The organism is Runella salmonicolor, assembly GCF_024158025.1.
Lineage (GTDB): Bacteria > Bacteroidota > Bacteroidia > Cytophagales > Spirosomataceae > Runella > Runella salmonicolor.
This window is the reverse complement of record NZ_JAMZEL010000005.1, coordinates 228,010-244,327: the sequence shown is the minus strand read 5'-3', so window position 1 is coordinate 244,327 and position 16,318 is coordinate 228,010. Positions and strand designations below refer to the sequence as shown.

Sequence of the window (16,318 nt, the reverse complement as noted above, 5' to 3'; positions counted from 1 at the left end):
GACTTTAGCCGTATCTTTGCTAAATTTGTTAATAAATAAATATTTTCCTAGCTATGAAATTTACTGTATCGTCGTCGGTTTTGCTTAAACAACTCGCAGCGATTAACGGCGTCGTTTCCACCAATCCGATTGTTCCTATTCTTGAAAATTTTCTGTTTCAGCTAGATAACAACCTGCTTACTGTTACAGCATCTGATTTACAGACGGTGATGGTAACAGAATTGCCAGTGGAGTCATCTGATAAAGGAGCGATTGCGATTCCCGCCAAACTGCTTTTAGATACCCTGCGCGGCTTGCCAGAGCAGCCGATTACGCTCAACATAGACGGTGATACCTTTGGCATTGAAATTATCTCTGACAATGGCCGTTATAAACTTTCGGGAGAGAACCCCATCGACTTTCCGAAGATACCTTCGGTCAATCGGGCGTTCTCGGTTGAGTTATCGTCTCATGCCCTTTCAAATGCCATTGCCAATACGCTATTTGCGACCAGTACCGACGAGTTGCGTCCTGCCATGACAGGGGTGTTTTTGCAACTCGGCGCTGATTACGCCACGTTTGTGGCTACCGACGGCCACCGGCTCATTCGATATCGTCGATATGATGTCAAGTCGTTGGTCGATACTACCATGATTATTCCACGGAAAGCGTTGAATCTGTTGAAGACTTCGCTCCCCTCGGAGAGCGTACCCGTCAAAGCCGAGTTCAGCCAAGCCAACGCCTTTTTTAGTTTTGCCAATATTCGCATGATTTGCCGGTTGATTGACGAGCGCTTTCCTGACTATGAAAACGCGATTCCCACTAATAATCCAAACGTGTTGACCATCAGTCGGGGTGAGGTACTGAATTCATTGCGTCGTATTTCGATTTACTCAAACCGGACTACGCACCAAATTCGGTTGAAACTCACACCACCAAACCAACTTGTCATTTCGGCCGAAGATTTAGATTATTCTAATGAAGCCAATGAGCGCCTGTTGTGTGAATATAATGGCGATGAAATGGAGATTGGATTCAACGCCAAGTTTTTAATTGAAATGCTGAATAACTTAGACACAAGTACGTTGTCATTTGAGTTGTCGGCACCTAACCGTGCAGGGCTTGTGGTACCGTTAGAAAAAGAAGATGATGAGGATATTCTGATGCTGGTCATGCCAGTGATGTTGAATACCTATGCTTAATCAATAAGGATAAAAGTTGAAGGTTAGAAAACACCGGGGCTTTCTAACCTTCAACTTTTCAGTAGCTTACGGGCCATGTCGACGCAAAAAACACCTTTACTGCCGAGTCTCTCGGCTTTTTTTTTAACGGTATTACCCTTCATCACGAGTTCGATATTAGGGGCTTGGATTATCAGAAATGAAGCGCTTATTGAGCGTTTTAATCTACAAGATTGGGTAATTGTGTGCGTTGTATGTGCATTGGCGTGTGCATTGGCATTGATTCCGCCTACTTTGCTGGCTTTTGCTTTTGGGTATTTTCTGGGATGGTGGGCATTGGTTCCGTTGATTTTGCTCAATCTCGCGGCCATTGCCCTCGTGTACGAGATCACCAAACGTTTGAATGGTGAGATGCTACTGCGTTATCTTTCGCATTTCCCGCGGGTAGTTTCGATGCTGAATCGTATTCAGAAAGATGAATTACAATTCGTTTTTTTTACCAAACTCTCCCCTGTTGTTCCGTTCGCATTGACCAATCTTATATTTTCGCTATTGAAAATACGCTTTTCCAACGTCATTTTGGGCGGTTTCCTTGGCATGATTCCACGTACGGCGTTGGCAGTTTGGGTCGGACTTGAAGCAAAAGGATTACGTCAATTGATTGAAAATCCCAACGAAAATATAACCAGCCGGGTGGTAGTGATCATTCTAGTGATTGTCTCTGTGATTGGCCTTACCCGAGTATTTGTGAAGCGGTAGCCTTAAAATGTTTACGGGCTTTGAGTCGTAAAAGTAGGGTTTTAAACAAACCACTCCGCTACTTTTTCAATCAAACGGTGATGCCCCGTTTTAAGAATAATTGGCGCTGAATTTGGCAGGCGTTTCATTAAAGGCTGCACATAAGAAGCGGGTAATACCGCATCAAACCGCCCTAAAAATAGCTTTAAATCAATTTTATATTTGAGAATGATACTTGCTACTGCGGGAATATCAGGCTGGATGGTGCTAAAACCTACCCATGAGCGGTAAATGCGCTCGCGCTGGGTGGCAGTGGCAAGCGTGGACTGGGCAAATTTTACCGCGCTCTTCTCCACCAATCCTAATTTCTGAAATGGGTAAGCCAACTTCTTAAAGTGCTCGACATTCCCAACAACGAATTTAAAGAGTTTTTTTGTTAGCCAAAATCGCGTAGCCAACCGATACCACGGGCTTTCGGTAATTCCATCGGGAGCCAACAGCCAGCAGGAGATAATCTGGTTGGGGAATAGCTGTAGCGTAGCCAAGGCAAATTTTCCTCCCATGCTGAACCCGACAATCGAAAAAGTTTGCAGGTGATTTTCGGCCAAAAAGACCTCTAGGGTGTCTTGCCACTCCGCCATGGACAGTTTTTCGGTGTCCATGGCGGGGCTTTTTCCGTGAAATGGTAAATCAAAAAGGTAAAATGTGTACTGTTTCTTCAAGACATTGACCAAGGGCAAAAAACAGCGATGGTCTTGTCCAATGCCATGAAATGCCAAAAGAGGCCGTGGGCCTTCGCCATAGGTTTGATAATGGAGGCGCATTTGAAGGATTTAGTAGCCAACACTCGTATCGTCACCTCGGGGGTCAGAGCCACCTTCGAGACGACCGTCGGGCAGCACCAAAATGCAGTCCATGCGTCCGATGGTATTGCGTTGCATTTCAAGAATGTATGATTTTGAGAGCAATCGTTGCAGAACGCCTTCCGTAAAAGCACCGTTTTCAAAAGTGGTTTTATCGGGAAGCCACTGATGGTGAAATTTATACGCATTTACGGCCTGTTGCATGGTCATGCCGTGCTCTACCACGTTTAGGATGGTTTGAAAGACCGACGTGATGATGGTTGACCCGCCGGGCGTTCCGACAACCATGTATAATTTTTTATCTTTTTCGAGAATCGTGGGGGTCATGGAGGATAACATTCGTTTGCCAGGAGCAATGGCGTTGGCTTTGTTGCCAATCAATCCAAACATGTTAGGAACGCCTGGTTTGATGCTGAAATCGTCCATTTCATTGTTCATAAAAAAGCCCGCTCCTTTGACAATCACGCGGCTGCCGTAGCCTCCGTTGAGGGTTGTCGTCACCGAAACAGCATTGCCTTCGCGGTCTACAATCGAAAAATGTGTCGTTTCCATGCTTTCATAACCCGAAATATCACCGCCTTTGATGGCCTTGCTATCGGTTGCTTTGGCAAAATCAAAATCTTTCCAGCGATTTTTCAGGTAGTTGGAAGCGATGAGTTGTTTGATGGGTACTTTCACAAAATCAGGGTCGCCCAAAAACTTGGCACGGTCGGCATAAACGCGACGCTCGGCCTCAATCATGACCTGAACGGTAGAGTCTGAATGCCAACCCCAACGTTTGAGAGGATAAGGTTCAACCAGTTTCATCAATTGCAATAAAGCCACGCCACCACTCGAAACGGGCGGCATCGTAATAAGTTTGTAGTCTTTGTACTTGCCAACGAGTGGCTTACGCCAAACGGCTCGGTATTGCTTTAAGTCTTCGGCCGAAATAAAACCTTTGCCACGCTGCATTTCGGCCACGAGCAAATCTGCCGTTTCACCTTCATAAAAACCCGCCCTGCCGTGTTCCTGAATACGCCGTAACGTTTTCCCCAAATCTGCTTGGATGAGGGTATCACCCGCTTGCCAATCGCGGCCATCCTTGCGCCGAAAATACGTGGTGTCGGCGTTGATTTTTAACAAATCACCTTTGATGCGGTTGAGACCAGTCGCTTCTTTGGTGGTAAGAATGACGCCCTTTTCCGCCAAATCAATGGCGGGTTGTAGTAAGGTAGCCCAAGAAAGTTTTGAGAATTTTTCGTGGATTTGCACCATGCCGTCTACCGAGCCCGGAACCCCGCTTGCGAGGTGGCCCGTCATGCTTAATCCAGGGATTACGTTGCCTTGGGCATCCAAATACATGTCTTTATGGCCTTGGATGGGCGCTTTTTCGCGAAAATCAAGGGTGTAGTTTTTGCCTTTTTTGGAACGATAGACAAAAAAGCCGCCCCCGCCAATGTTACCTGCTGAGGGGTGTACCACCGCCAATGCAAACTGAACGGCCACGGCCGCATCGGCAGCGGAGCCTCCCTTTTTTAAAATTTCGGTTCCCACTCGTGAGGCTTCTGGATGAGCCGTAGCGACCATGCCATTGGAAGCAATAACTCCCTGACGGTCTGAATAAAATGGTTTTTGGTTGGGGTCGTCGGTGAGAAACTGGTAAAAACCTTTGTTTTCTTTTACTTCTTGACCAAAAGCAGAAAAGCCGATACATACGGCCAGTACGTTGATGAAAAATTTGTTCATAAAGTGGGCATTGGAAAGTTTACGCTTTCAATTTACAAAAAGTCTTTCATTTTGCTTCCATAACAAAAGTTTTAGAAATTGCAGCCCATAAAATCATGACCAACATGGATAATTTTGACGATGACGATGACGAGGATTTTGGATTTAACGAAGAGGATTTCAATTCGGAAGAATCGAGGCGAGAATTTCAGCGGGAAAATGAGCGGGTAGACAATCTGCCGATTATGAAAAAAGCGCGGGAGATTTTCGATATTGTGGATTCGCTCGTCGAATTAATTGACGACGATGATGCGTTTATCGCTCATTACCGCAGTATGTTGTTTGAAGATGCGAGCATCATTTGTGCCAAAATTGCGGGGGCAGAAGGGGGAGATTTGTACAGCCTGCGTATGGAAAATGCGGTATTAATCAAAATCCATGCGCGCAACCTGCTGGCTCAGACTTCGGGCTTGAAAATGCTTGGTTTTAAAGACGTGCGTTATCTTCAAGTGCTTCGCGACGCCATCGAGGAGTTTCGACTGCTATTTCTTGAGTGGGTTGAGGGTTTTGACAAAACAAACGATATGTCTGATAATTGGGGTAACCTGTTTCGTTAGCGTTTATATTTCAAACAAAAATCCTTTGGAGACTAGCTCTTGGTAACGTTTTTCGTCAAACTGAAAAAAATACGCTCCTCGTCGTGACGTGCCTTTTTGCTTTTCTTTGAGTTTGACCAACAAATTCATGTTTAGGATTTTTTTGCTGAAATTACGCTTGTCGAGCGGACGTCCTAGAATGGATTCGTACAGATTTCGCAACTCCAACATGGTGAATTTTTCGGGCAAAAGTTCAAAGCCAATGGGTTGGTAGCGCACTTTTCGGCGGAGCTGTTCCAGGGCTTTCTCAAACATCGTAAAGTGGTCATACACCAATTCCAACTGAAGTACCTTCGAAATCGGTTGCCACGTAGCACCGTATTCGTGGGAGAGTTGATTGAGGGTGGGTTCTACTTCGATAAGGGCGTAGTAGCAGGTAGTGATGACCCGGTCGGTAGGAACCCGATACACATCTCCAAACGTATATACCTGCTCCATGTACACATCCTGAAGGCCCGTAAGTTTTACCACGGTTTTGCGCGCTGCGTCGTCGATGCTTTCTTCGGGATGCACAAAACCACCCAAAAGCGCCCAATGTCCAACCAAGGGTTCGTAGGGAAAACGGTGCAATAAAAGATGGAGTTCGGTGCCGTAAAATCCAAAAATAACGCAGTCGACAGAGTTAAGTAGACCAGTTTCTTCTTTGTGATAGTGTGGGGTGGGATGTCCGGTAAAACGAACAAACGGCCTGTTTTTTTGATTGATGGTCGAAGGTTCGCTCATCCTTAATGTGGTTTTTTTTATATTGAACAAAAAAGGCAATAGAAGATGAAAAATACCAATGTGTTACCACATTTTTCGTTTATAATGTCGTTTCTACTTGTCGTGTATCTCAACAGGTATTTTTGACCGTAACGGTTAGAAATTCGTATATTTGGCCCTTATAAACAATATTCCTTTAATCCATTCCGTTTTTGACACAGCAAAAACCAAACCAGTAATGATTTTACTCCAAGCGCAAACTGCCGTTGACTCCGTAGCTACCTCTGCTACTTCTGCCCAAGGAATCTCGTTATTCGATTTATTATTAAAAGGAGGCTGGGTGATGATTCCCCTCCTGATTATGTTCTTCCTGACGCTTTTTTTGATTTTTGAACGTTGGTTGGCCATCAATTCCAACGGCAAACTCGAAGAGAGTTTTATTGATAACATGAAAGATTTTGTGCAGCAAGGAAATATCAAATCTGCCGAATCATTGTGTCGTAATCAACGCTCTGCCGCGGGACGAATTTTTGAAAAAGCCGTTGGGCGTATTGGCTATTCCATCAAAGACATTGAAAGTACCATCGAAAACGCCAGCCATATTGAAATTTCACGCATGGAAAGCAACCTTGCCTACCTTGGGGTGATTGCGGGTATTGCGCCGATGTTGGGTTTCGTAGGAACAATCTCAGGGATTATTAACATCTTTTATAGCATTTCGTTGTCCAATGATTTTGACATCAGCACCATTGCGAGCGGGATGTACGAGAAAATGGTGACTTCTGGCGCGGGTCTGATTGTGGGTTTGGTTGCGTATATGGGCTATCACTTGTTGAACATGAAGATTGACCGCATTGCGCTAAAACTTCAGGCCGGGGCGTTTGATTTTATTGACGTTTTACAGAAACCCATTACGAGTCGTTCATGATAGATAATGCATGACCGAAATGACTAAACTATGAAAATCCGCCGTAAAGCCAGATTCGCCCCCGAAGTGTTCACCCAATCGCTGAACGACATCATGTTCTTCTTGATGTTGTTCTTCCTGATTATTTCGACGATGGTGAACCCCAATGTGATTAAGTTGATGCTCCCAAAGGCATCGGCTACCCAACAAATGCAGAAAAAGCAGACTACCCTCTCGGTAGATGCAGAAAAAAATTATTTTCTTGACCGTGAGCCATTGCCTAAAGAGCAGCTGGAAAGTGTTTTAGCGTCTACTTTTGCGGGAGTTGAGGAAAAGACAATCATTCTTCAGGTAGACCAAAGTATTTCCGTACAAGATTTAATAGACGTGCTGGCGGTAGGAGCCAAGCTTGATATTAAGATGGTGATGGCGGTGAAGAAATAGCCTTGAAGACTAATAAAGACTTGATTATCTTTTAGTTGAATTATAAAAAAAGGAGCTTGTGAATCTCACAAGCTCCTTTTTTATGGCCAATTTTTGGGAATATCTAATTGGCGGGCGTAGTTTTTGGGACAATGGCTGTGAACATACTTCAGCAGTTGTTGCATGTCTCTTTCAAAATCTACGTAGTAATCTGGGTTAAATTTTGCCAACTTTTTCAGCACGCTGTCGGTTCGCTTGGCAATGTATTCGGCGCAAGAATCGCTTTTGCTGTTATGAGTCAGGAGGAGCGAAGACTGCTGTTCAAAAAAAGTTAAAAGAAGGTAAATGGTTAATTCAATTTCGCCGTATTTATCCTTGGTGATTTTTAGGTGTTGACTGATATCCCCCGACAGGTTTCGCATGTCCATCATCATCCAGCCGGGCGTATTGTGGGTCATTTGGGCGCTTTTCAGAATTCGTCGTTTGATGTCGTCGCGACGGCTCTGAACGGTGTCGCCCATTTCAATAAGTTCAAATTCAAGCCGTTGCACAAGGTTGTCGTCTTTTCCAATCAATCGAAGAAGAAGTTTGTCTTTTTCTTTTTGTGGCATTTGGACGATGGCCTTTTTTAGTTCTTCTGGAATAGTCATCTTACAAACCTTTGTAATTTTTTTTCTTTTGGCGTATTTCCAAATCTTTCACCACGGTGTCATAAATACGCTCCATAAAAACAGGGTTGGTGGAATAAAATTGATAGCTACGATTGTAAGTTGCCGAATCGACACCGTATTTTTTAAACACCTTAGCCTTCATGTACTCAGTAACAATCGTGGAAGAATCGAGTGATGTCATTCCTAGCCTGCTCACTCTTGCTTCGATAATGTGAATATCGGTTAAAATTTGCGCCATTTTGGCTTCGGGTACGGTGCCCGCAGGGATTTCGGGTTCATCCTGACAGCCATAGAGTAACAAAGTAAAGACGGAAAAATAAAGGAGGGTACGGCGTATCATGACTGAATTTTGTATTTTTGAGGTACTGAGCTACAAAAATACGCATGATTGAGCAATTTATTACAAAGATTCGTCAGTACGAGATTCGGATTCGAAAAGCCGTCAATGCCGACATGCGCGGTAGCTTTCGGTCGGTTTTTAAAGGCTCGGGGGTAGAGTTTGCGGATTTGCGCGAATACCAATACGGCGACGACGTGCGTACCATCGACTGGAACGTATCGGCCAAAGGCCACGGAACGTTCGTGAAGATTTTTAGGGAAGAGAAAGAGCAAACGGTGTTTTTTATTTTAGACGTGAGCGGCTCTCAACAAGTGGGTCATGTCAATCATTCAAAATTGGATACCGCCAAAGAAATCTGTGGCGTGCTGGCTTTATCGGCGATTCAGGAAGCAAGTCATGTGGGTTTGCTATGTTTTTCGGACCAAAAAGAAAAATACATTCGGCCCTCCAACGGCATGAAACACGGCTACGAGGTGATTACTGAATTGTACAAACTCAAACCTGTCTCCTCTAAAACCAACTTAGCAGAAGGCATACTTTTTACCCTCAACGTACTCAAACGCCGCAGCGTAGTGATTTTTATTTCAGACTTTATCGATAAAAACTACGAGCACAATCTGCGGGCCTTGGCGCGTAAGCACGATTTGGTCATGGTGCACTTGCTCGACAAACGAGAAACTGATTTGCCGCGTTTGGGCATTATTCCGATGGTAGATCCTGAATCTAACCGAACCGTTTGGGTGAATGCCTCTTCTCCGTGGTTTCGCAAACGGGTACGGGAGGATTTTGCGCAGGTGGGAAAAAAAATCGAACAATTTGCCCGCCAAAACGACATCAATTACGTAGCTATTGATTCCCAACAAGACTATGTTGAGCCATTGGTTAAACTCTTTCGCATACGTCGCAAAAAGTAGGATGGGGTGATGGGTTGCTAAGAATCAGAAAGCGTTATATATTTGAGGGAATAACGAATTTCTGAATGATGCAAGAGTATTGGCAACCGCTGTTGATTGGTATCATGGCTTTTTTGTACGCTTCCGTTGGGCATGGCGGGGCGAGCGGGTATTTGGCGCTGATGGCTATTTTTGGTACTTCTCCTGCTTTGATGAAATCTTCGGCTTTGATTCTCAACGTATTTGTTTCTCTCGTTGCGTTCATTCAATATTACCGAGCGGGGCATTTTCGGTGGAATTTATTCTGGCCTTTTGCCCTTGCGAGCATTCCCCTTTCCTACATTGGTGCTACGCTGCCGATTACAGATTCACTTTATAAAAAATTATTGGCCGTAGCTTTGGCCATTGCCATTGCGAGGATGCTCTTTCAACCCGTGGAAAAAGCCGAAAATAAACCTGTGCCTTTGATGGGTGCATTGGCAATTGGGGCGGTCATTGGGCTATTGTCGGGGATGCTGGGCATTGGCGGGGGTATTGTTTTGAGTCCAGTCATTTTGTTGTTGGGCTGGGGACGGGTGAAAGAAACGGCCGCAGTTTCGGCTTTGTTTATCTTTGTTAATTCCATGTCGGGGTTGTACGGGTTGTTTCAAAAAGGATTTGAACCCAATGGTCAGCTAACTTCTTGGCTAGTAGCGGCTTTGGTAGGTGGGTTTGTTGGGGCTTATCAGGGAAGTTTTAAGTTTAACCTGCAAACATTGCGTTATATTTTGGCTTCGGTATTGTTGATTGCGGTAGCAAAACTATATTTGACCTAACTTCTCGCCTACAATCGTTTTGTCAGTGAAAAAATACCTTCTCTTTTTGTGTTTATTTTCGTGGAAAATAAACGCCCAAAATTTAGATACCCGCCTGCTGCAAGACGTGTATGGCTCCATCCAACCGACCGATGTAAGTACGGCAAAGTTCATTTCATCCACGGCTAAGCCGTTGAGTTTGGTGCTTCCAGCGGGTTTGTTGATTGCGGGTTTTTCAACCAAAAATAAGACCTTGCAACAGCAGGGCTGGCAGGCTTTGGGCGGGTTTGTTATTGGGACGGGTATCACACAAGTGACCAAACGAATTGTCTTGAGAGACAGGCCTTTTATTGAGCATCCTACGCTTTTTGCGGCGCGGGTAGAAGGTGAAGAGTCGCACTATTCATTTCCGTCGGGGCATACCACGGTGGCGTTTTCAACGGCTACGACGTTGGCCATCAATTATCGTAAATGGTACGTCATTGTGCCAGCTTATGCGTGGGCAGGAGCGGTTGGGTATTCACGAATGCGCTTGGGCGTGCATTATCCGAGTGATATTTTGGCGGGTGCCGTCGCGGGGGCGGCAAGTGCGTGGCTTTCGTACAAAATTCAGCAGAAATGGTTGAACAGAAAGATGCGAAAAACACCCAACTAAAAACATATTTGCATTTTTCTAAGTTATCCTCTTACCTTTGCGGTCAGTTCTGACGCGCAGAATTTTTTACAAAACGGGGTGCCCTAACATGACGGGCTGAGATTATACCCTTACCACCTGAACCGGGTAATGCCGGCGGAGGGAATTAAAAATGCTAAAGTTTACATCTTGGTTTTTGGCCGTGGCAACGGGAGTGTTGCTGTACGTGCCTGCACTTGCCCAACTATCTGTGTCGGGCAAAATCGTTGACGCCGAAGACGGCAAACCACTGCCGGGGGCAACCATCCGAGCTGGAAGTTTTCGGGGAACGGTGACAAACGAAAAAGGCGAATTCTCGCTAAAAAATCTTCCTAAAGACACTGATTTACTGGAGTTTTCGTACGTTGGCTATGAGAACCAGAAAATGGTGTTGGCTTCCCTTCAAAGTTCGAATTCAAACGTAGAAATTAAATTAGTCCGCAGTTCTTTCTCGGCCGACGAAGTAGTCATCAACGCTACGCGAGCCAATCAAAATTCTGGGGTGGCGTTTACCAATGTCGGAAAACTTGAATTGAGTAAGCAGAATTTAGGGCAAGACCTGCCCGTATTGCTCAATTTTACGCCCTCACTCGTCACTACCTCTGATGCGGGAGCGGGGGTTGGGTACACGGGATTACGTATTCGTGGCACAGATGCCACGCGTATCAACGTGACCATCAACGGAATTCCTTACAACGACGCCGAAAGTCAGGGAACGTTTTGGGTAAATATGCCCGATTTTAGCTCGTCGGTCAGCAGCGTGCAGATTCAGCGTGGGGTGGGGACTTCTACCAACGGAGCGGCCGCATTTGGGGCTACGGTCAACATCAACACCAACGAATTCAGAAAAGAAGCCTACGCCGAAATCAACAATTCGGTGGGTTCTTTCAAAACCCGTAAGCATACCGTTATGGCGGGTACGGGTTTGTTGAACAATAAATTTACGTTGGACGCTCGTTTATCAAAAATCACCTCCGACGGCTTCATTGACCGCGCTAAGTCGGATTTGGGGTCGTTTTATGTCTCTGGGGCTTATTTTGGAAAGAAAAGCTCGGTGCGTTTGAACGTGTTTTCGGGGAAAGAAATAACGTATCAGGCATGGGAAGGAACCCCAGAAGCGCGAATTAAAGGCGACCGAGAAGGAATGTTGGCTTACATCGACCGCAACGGCCTGAATGAGCGTGATGCCCAAAATCTCTTAAATTCCGATAGTCGGACGTACAATCTTTATTTGTACGATAACCAAGTAGATAACTATCAGCAAGACCATTATCAACTGGTTTCGTCGCATACGCTCAGCAAAAACTGGACGTTTAACCTTAATGGATTTTTGGTGAAAGGCCGTGGGTATTATGAGCAATACCGCGACAACGATAGGCTCAGAAACTATAAATTACCCTCAGTAATTGTGGGCGGAGACACCATTACGCGCAGCGATTTGATTCGCCGTCGGTGGTTGGATAATTCTTTCTACGGGACTACGTTTTCGTTGGATTATAACAGCTTTCAAAAGCTCACCGCCAACATCGGCGGAGGATGGAATCAATACGATGGTAACCACTTTGGGGAAGTGATTTGGGCGCGCTTTGCGAGCAATAGTAGCATTCGTCAGCGGTATTATCAAAACGTTGGAATGAAAACGGATTTCAATCTTTACGGTAAGGTGTATTATCAACTCACTGACAAACTGAATGTGTTTGCCGATGCCCAAGTCAGAAAAATCGGTTATTTTGTAAAAGGCGACGACAACCAGCAACGGCAGCAATCGCATGATGTCAATTATACTTTTTTCAATCCTAAAGCAGGTTTAACCTATCAGGTGTCAGAAAGTAGCGCGGCTTTTGCCTCTTTTAGCTTGGCGCACCGCGAACCAAACCGTGATGATTTTACGGAATCTACGCGTCAGATTCAGCCCCAACCCGAGGTATTGCGTGACTTAGAGTTTGGCTATCGTTTCCAAAAAGGCCGCGTCGCGGCGTCTGTTGGTGGGTACTATATGAATTACAAGAACCAATTGGTGGTATCGGGGCAGTTGAACGACGTTGGAAATCCCATTAAAATCAATGTGCCAGAAAGCTACCGCGCGGGAATTGAATTGGAGTTTGGGGCGCAGTTGAGCAAACAATGGAAATGGAATGCCAACGCGACGTTCAGCCAAAATAAAATCAAGAATTTTACGGAATATATTGTCAATTACGACGATGAAAATGGCGGTTATCAAACCACAAACCACGGAAATTCAAGCATTGCGCTATCGCCTAATGTGATTGTAGGAAGCCAACTTATTTACACGCCCATGAAGAACCTAGAAGTGGCGTTGTTGACCAAATACGTAGGGAAACAATACTTAGACAATACTTCCAACGAAGGCCGTAAATTGGACGCGTATTTTACCAATGACCTTCGGGTGATTTATCGCATTAAGCTTAAATGGATGAATGAAATCACGGTAAGTGCCTTGGCCAACAACATTTTCAATGAGTTGTACGAATCCAACGGATACACCTACAGCTATATTTTCGGTGGTCAGACTACCACCGAAAATTTCTACTACCCGCAGGCTGGGCGTAATTTTCTGGTAAGTGTGGGTTTGAAGTTTTAAGAGAAAGAAATATTGACACAATTTAACGTCGGCGAGGTTTCAAACCTCGCCGACGTTGGTTCATCAATCTCGCCGACGTTGGTTTACAGCCAGCCCGCAAAAACTTGTTTTGCGTAGACCAAATCGCGTTGGTGCGCTTCTACGGCTTTTACGGTATTGGGCGATTGGCCTTCCAGACATTGCTCCAATACAAGCAATGGCGTTACTTTCAGCGCTTGCAGCTCACGTACCAGACGTGGATAGTCAATGTCGCCTTCACCAAAAATTTCTCCCCAAACGTTGCCGACAGATTGGCGTATGTGCAATTCTACTACGCGCTTGCCGTACATTTTTACTACATCAAAGAGGGCCACTTGTGAGTTACCTGCGCCTCTGTAAACCCAGTGTACATCTAGACAGAAACCTACATTTTTTGGGTCGGTATTTTGAAGCATGTGGTGAAACTCGCGGGCACCAGCGCGCAGCTCCACATCGTGGGTATGATAGGCGAGAGTTACGCTGCGTTTGCGAAGTTCGCTACCTAAAAACTCCAGATTTTTGGCTTGCTCAATCAGTTGAGAGTCATTCTTAATGTCGCTGCTACCCCATTTCAACGGGCTGGGGTTGGAAACCAATATTTTCAGTCCTAGAGGTTGCGCTGCTTCAGCAATGGCCAATGCCGTTTCGATAGAACGTTTCCCCTCCGTGGGGTCGTGCAAGACACTGCCTACGTAAGCCGAAGGCATGGTCAAATTGTATTTTTTGAGCAACGGAGCCAGCCTTTTTACCTCTTCTACGTTAGAGAAACTGGGCTCGTAAGCCGTTAGTCCTGATTTGACGTATTCGGCCAAAGACGCATCCAAATCGGCGTTCCAATCGCGTTTGTCGCGGTTATAAAATGTAATCCACGCATATTGGTTGGAAGAAATAGGGCTCGCTTTGGAAGCAAAAGTAGCGGCCGAGTTGGTCAATAAGACCGCACTGCTGGCGGCAAGGGTTTCTATAAAATGACGACGATTGTAATGCATGTGCGTATTTTTAAGAAAAAGGCCTACATGCACCTAAACTTACTTTAGAATGCTACAAAGAAGCTGTTTCCATTGGCCATAGCTGTTGTTAATGTATCAAAAATTGAAGTGTATTTTTTGAGTAAATTTACATTAATCGCCTTATAATCAAACTTTTGACTAGTTCATAAAAAGGTTGTGGTTGCATGGTACGCCAGTTTTCCAAGTGGAGTGTGCCGCCAAAATTGAGATAGTAATCTAAACGATAGCGCTTCCATTCCCGCTCGATGTGGTCGCGGGAGCCAACCACGGCAATCCATCCGTCTTCAATTTCTTCAAACCACTCGGCATAATACTCGTCGTCGGAGCCGTGGAAATTAAGAATATTTTCGCCAATCAAAATAAATTGGCTGATACCTTCGGCCAATAAATGGTCAATGACATTACGCTTGAAATACATGATGTCGTTGTGGAGGGTATCGTTCCATTCGCCAAACAACTCAATGACCGCAAACGTCTTTTTATAGTCGGCAAAAAGAATTTTCACGTAGAGTGTTTCAGAGTCGATGTCATCCCAAAGAGGATGAATATAATAGCCGTAAATGTCGTGTTCGTATTGATTCATGTTATAGTCGCGGCCATAAAAAGGGGATTTACGGTCTTCAGCGGCTACATAGTGTTTTTCCCAATTATAAAAAGGCTCAATTTCATGCATAGTTCACCACGGTCAAAGCTCAGGTGGGCAATCCCACAAATAATAACAAATATACAATCTGAGAAGGAATGGATAACTGAGAGAAGGGCTTATTTATTTCGAAGTCAGTTGCTATAAAAAAAAGCGTAGACACTTACTTTGGGAGACATTGTTTTTCTGTTAATAGTCAAAAGCAAGTTAAAAAATTGGACCTGTTCTTGGGTAAAATCTATTACTTTTGGTTTATCAAAGCAGTTTGAATTGTTTTTTGAGATGCCTACTGATTCTATTCAATATACGTACAGTCCCGAACATTTACAGGTTTCGGAACCTGGTAAATATACCTCCGAGCATCTTCGTACGGAAGAAATGGTCATTAATATTGGCCCGCAACACCCGTCTACCCACGGCGTGCTGCGACTGGAGGTTGTGTCGGATGGAGAAATCATTGTCGATGTGGTGCCGCATATTGGGTACCTGCACCGTTGTTTCGAAAAACACGCGGAGTCGTTGCCGTTCAATCAAATCATTCCTTACGTAGACCGTATGGACTATGTAGCGGCCATGAACTCCGAGCACGCCTACGTGATGGGCGTTGAGCGGATGCTGGGCATTGATAAAGACCTACCCAAGCGCGTCGAATACATTCGGGTATTGGTGGCTGAACTCAACCGCTTGGCATCGCATTTTGTAGCGATAGGCACCTACGCCATGGACATTGGAGCGTATACGCCTTTTCTCTGGATGATGCGCGACCGTGAGCATATTTTGCGGATGCTGGAGTGGCTTTCGGGCGCACGAATGCTCTACAATTATATCTGGGTGGGCGGTTTGTTTTATGATGTACCCGTTGGTTTTGAGGAGCGTTGTTTGGAGTTTGTTAATTATCTTAAACCTAAATTAGAAGAACTTCAACAACTGGTTATTGACAATAAAATTTTTGTACAACGCACGGCTAATGTAGGTGTACTGCCTTTATCAGTTGCGATAAATTATGGCTGCTCAGGACCCGTATTGCGTGGTTCGGGATTGAGATGGGATTTACGCAAAGTAGATGGTTATTCGGTTTATCCCGAATTGGATTTTGACGTACCGATGGGAGAAGGACTGGTCGGAACCGTCGGAGATTGTTGGGACCGAAATTATGTGCGGGTGCTAGAATGTAGAGAGTCTGTTAAAATCATCAAGCAATGCGTTGAGAAATTGCTGGGTGAACACTGCCGTACGCCTGATTTTGACCCGCAGGCTTTTGTTCCCAAAAAAATTCGTCCGCAGGCGATGGATTACTATGTACGGGCTGAAAATCCCAAAGGAGAACTAGGCTTTTTCTTCCGTACAGATGGCAAATCCGATATTCCCGTTCGCTGCAAAGCCCGGGCCTGTTCATTTAATAACCTCTCGGTGATTGCCGAAATTTCCCGTGGTGCTATGCTCGCCGATTTGGTAGCGATTATCGGCTCCATTGATGTAGTGATGGGGGAGGTTGATAGATAAGTGGCAATTTGCAGT

17 protein-coding genes and 1 riboswitch are annotated in these 16,318 nt (G+C 45.1%); of the genes, 10 read left to right on the top strand and 7 right to left on the bottom strand.

Annotation, left to right across the window (positions count from 1 at the left end):
* Positions 1–53: 53 nt before the first annotated feature.
* Entirely contained in the window at positions 54–1,181 is a 1,128-nt protein-coding gene (dnaN, locus tag NCI00_RS14495; protein WP_114067936.1) for a DNA polymerase III subunit beta, read from the top strand.
* A gap of 75 nt (positions 1,182–1,256) precedes the next feature.
* Positions 1,257–1,919: a TVP38/TMEM64 family protein gene (locus NCI00_RS14490; RefSeq protein ID WP_253528674.1), complete on the top strand. Its 663-nt coding sequence runs from the start codon at positions 1,257–1,259 to the stop codon at positions 1,917–1,919.
* Between the two features lie 41 nt (positions 1,920–1,960).
* Here NCI00_RS14490 and NCI00_RS14485 read toward each other — a convergent pair whose 3' ends face one another.
* Both NCI00_RS14485 and ggt read right to left on the bottom strand, forming a co-directional pair.
* Positions 1,961–2,722, bottom strand: a complete 762-nt coding sequence (locus NCI00_RS14485) for an alpha/beta fold hydrolase (RefSeq protein ID WP_253528673.1) — start codon at positions 2,720–2,722, stop codon at positions 1,961–1,963.
* A gap of 9 nt (positions 2,723–2,731) precedes the next feature.
* On the bottom strand, positions 2,732–4,489 hold the full coding sequence (gene ggt, locus NCI00_RS14480; protein WP_253528672.1) for a gamma-glutamyltransferase: 1,758 nt from the start codon (positions 4,487–4,489) through the stop codon (positions 2,732–2,734).
* Between the two features lie 104 nt (positions 4,490–4,593).
* On the opposite strand from ggt, the gene NCI00_RS14475 reads away from it, so the two are divergent.
* Positions 4,594–5,085 carry a hypothetical protein gene (locus tag NCI00_RS14475; protein ID WP_114464089.1) on the top strand — a complete coding sequence of 164 codons (492 nt, stop codon included), beginning with the start codon at positions 4,594–4,596 and terminating at the stop codon, positions 5,083–5,085.
* A 3-nt stretch (positions 5,086–5,088) separates the two neighbouring features.
* Here the strand turns inward: NCI00_RS14475 and NCI00_RS14470 are convergent, their stop codons facing one another.
* Positions 5,089–5,847, bottom strand: coding sequence for an NUDIX hydrolase (locus tag NCI00_RS14470; RefSeq protein WP_114067932.1), 759 nt, complete (start codon positions 5,845–5,847; stop codon positions 5,089–5,091).
* Between the two features lie 217 nt (positions 5,848–6,064).
* On the opposite strand from NCI00_RS14470, the gene NCI00_RS14465 reads away from it, so the two are divergent.
* Together NCI00_RS14465 and NCI00_RS14460 are read left to right on the top strand one after the other, a co-directional pair.
* Positions 6,065–6,754 carry a MotA/TolQ/ExbB proton channel family protein gene (locus NCI00_RS14465; RefSeq protein WP_114067931.1) on the top strand — a complete coding sequence of 230 codons (690 nt, stop codon included), beginning with the start codon at positions 6,065–6,067 and terminating at the stop codon, positions 6,752–6,754.
* Between the two features lie 30 nt (positions 6,755–6,784).
* Positions 6,785–7,177 carry an ExbD/TolR family protein gene (locus tag NCI00_RS14460; protein ID WP_114067930.1) on the top strand — a complete coding sequence of 131 codons (393 nt, stop codon included), beginning with the start codon at positions 6,785–6,787 and terminating at the stop codon, positions 7,175–7,177.
* 80 nt (positions 7,178–7,257) lie between these two features.
* On the opposite strand, the gene NCI00_RS14455 is transcribed toward NCI00_RS14460, so the two are convergent.
* Positions 7,258–7,806: a hypothetical protein gene (locus NCI00_RS14455; RefSeq protein WP_253528671.1), complete on the bottom strand. Its 549-nt coding sequence runs from the start codon at positions 7,804–7,806 to the stop codon at positions 7,258–7,260.
* A 1-nt stretch (position 7,807) separates the two neighbouring features.
* The gene (locus NCI00_RS14450) at positions 7,808–8,167 is read right to left on the bottom strand and encodes a DUF4296 domain-containing protein (RefSeq protein ID WP_253528670.1); all 360 of its coding nucleotides are present in this window, start codon (positions 8,165–8,167) and stop codon (positions 7,808–7,810) included.
* A 44-nt stretch (positions 8,168–8,211) separates the two neighbouring features.
* On the opposite strand from NCI00_RS14450, the gene NCI00_RS14445 reads away from it, so the two are divergent.
* The 4 genes from NCI00_RS14445 to NCI00_RS14430 all read left to right on the top strand — a co-directional run bounded on the left by NCI00_RS14445 (position 8,212) and on the right by NCI00_RS14430 (position 13,129).
* On the top strand, positions 8,212–9,081 hold the full coding sequence (locus NCI00_RS14445; protein ID WP_253528669.1) for a DUF58 domain-containing protein: 870 nt from the start codon (positions 8,212–8,214) through the stop codon (positions 9,079–9,081).
* Between the two features lie 65 nt (positions 9,082–9,146).
* Positions 9,147–9,875 carry a sulfite exporter TauE/SafE family protein gene (locus NCI00_RS14440; protein WP_310586775.1) on the top strand — a complete coding sequence of 243 codons (729 nt, stop codon included), beginning with the start codon at positions 9,147–9,149 and terminating at the stop codon, positions 9,873–9,875.
* Between the two features lie 25 nt (positions 9,876–9,900).
* Complete coding sequence (locus NCI00_RS14435) at positions 9,901–10,509, top strand: phosphatase PAP2 family protein (RefSeq protein ID WP_253528667.1); 609 nt, start codon at positions 9,901–9,903, stop codon at positions 10,507–10,509.
* Positions 10,510–10,573: 64 nt separating this feature from the next.
* Positions 10,574–10,670: riboswitch (TPP riboswitch) on the top strand.
* The gene (locus NCI00_RS14430; RefSeq protein WP_253528666.1) at positions 10,661–13,129 is read left to right on the top strand and encodes a TonB-dependent receptor; all 2,469 of its coding nucleotides are present in this window, start codon (positions 10,661–10,663) and stop codon (positions 13,127–13,129) included. It overlaps the preceding riboswitch by 10 nt.
* An 83-nt stretch (positions 13,130–13,212) precedes the next feature.
* Here NCI00_RS14430 and NCI00_RS14425 read toward each other — a convergent pair whose 3' ends face one another.
* Both NCI00_RS14425 and NCI00_RS14420 read right to left on the bottom strand, forming a co-directional pair.
* Positions 13,213–14,136: a sugar phosphate isomerase/epimerase family protein gene (locus NCI00_RS14425; RefSeq protein WP_253528665.1), complete on the bottom strand. Its 924-nt coding sequence runs from the start codon at positions 14,134–14,136 to the stop codon at positions 13,213–13,215.
* A gap of 127 nt (positions 14,137–14,263) precedes the next feature.
* On the bottom strand, positions 14,264–14,830 hold the full coding sequence (locus NCI00_RS14420; RefSeq protein WP_114463325.1) for a hypothetical protein: 567 nt from the start codon (positions 14,828–14,830) through the stop codon (positions 14,264–14,266).
* Between the two features lie 252 nt (positions 14,831–15,082).
* Between NCI00_RS14420 and NCI00_RS14415 the strand changes: the two genes are divergently transcribed.
* A complete protein-coding gene (locus NCI00_RS14415; RefSeq protein WP_253528664.1) occupies positions 15,083–16,303 on the top strand; it encodes an NADH-quinone oxidoreductase subunit D in 1,221 nt (406 codons plus the stop codon).
* The last annotated feature ends 15 nt before the right edge of the window (positions 16,304–16,318 follow it).

What these genes read in the sequence shown, in the direction of transcription:
- dnaN (WP_114067936.1), top strand. Translation starts at nt 54, where the DNA reads ATGAAATTTACTGTATCGTCGTCGGTTTTGCTTAAACAACTCGCAGCG.
- NCI00_RS14490 (WP_253528674.1), top strand. Translation starts at nt 1,257, where the DNA reads ATGTCGACGCAAAAAACACCTTTACTGCCGAGTCTCTCGGCTTTTTTT.
- NCI00_RS14485 (WP_253528673.1), bottom strand. Translation starts at nt 2,722, where the DNA reads ATGCGCCTCCATTATCAAACCTATGGCGAAGGCCCACGGCCTCTTTTG.
- ggt (WP_253528672.1), bottom strand. Translation starts at nt 4,489, where the DNA reads ATGAACAAATTTTTCATCAACGTACTGGCCGTATGTATCGGCTTTTCT.
- NCI00_RS14475 (WP_114464089.1), top strand. Translation starts at nt 4,594, where the DNA reads ATGGATAATTTTGACGATGACGATGACGAGGATTTTGGATTTAACGAA.
- NCI00_RS14470 (WP_114067932.1), bottom strand. Translation starts at nt 5,847, where the DNA reads ATGAGCGAACCTTCGACCATCAATCAAAAAAACAGGCCGTTTGTTCGT.
- NCI00_RS14465 (WP_114067931.1), top strand. Translation starts at nt 6,065, where the DNA reads ATGATTTTACTCCAAGCGCAAACTGCCGTTGACTCCGTAGCTACCTCT.
- NCI00_RS14460 (WP_114067930.1), top strand. Translation starts at nt 6,785, where the DNA reads ATGAAAATCCGCCGTAAAGCCAGATTCGCCCCCGAAGTGTTCACCCAA.
- NCI00_RS14455 (WP_253528671.1), bottom strand. Translation starts at nt 7,806, where the DNA reads ATGACTATTCCAGAAGAACTAAAAAAGGCCATCGTCCAAATGCCACAA.
- NCI00_RS14450 (WP_253528670.1), bottom strand. Translation starts at nt 8,167, where the DNA reads ATGATACGCCGTACCCTCCTTTATTTTTCCGTCTTTACTTTGTTACTC.
- NCI00_RS14445 (WP_253528669.1), top strand. Translation starts at nt 8,212, where the DNA reads ATGATTGAGCAATTTATTACAAAGATTCGTCAGTACGAGATTCGGATT.
- NCI00_RS14440 (WP_310586775.1), top strand. Translation starts at nt 9,147, where the DNA reads ATGATGCAAGAGTATTGGCAACCGCTGTTGATTGGTATCATGGCTTTT.
- NCI00_RS14430 (WP_253528666.1), top strand. Translation starts at nt 10,661, where the DNA reads ATGCTAAAGTTTACATCTTGGTTTTTGGCCGTGGCAACGGGAGTGTTG.
- NCI00_RS14425 (WP_253528665.1), bottom strand. Translation starts at nt 14,136, where the DNA reads ATGCATTACAATCGTCGTCATTTTATAGAAACCCTTGCCGCCAGCAGT.
- NCI00_RS14420 (WP_114463325.1), bottom strand. Translation starts at nt 14,830, where the DNA reads ATGCATGAAATTGAGCCTTTTTATAATTGGGAAAAACACTATGTAGCC.
- NCI00_RS14415 (WP_253528664.1), top strand. Translation starts at nt 15,083, where the DNA reads ATGCCTACTGATTCTATTCAATATACGTACAGTCCCGAACATTTACAG.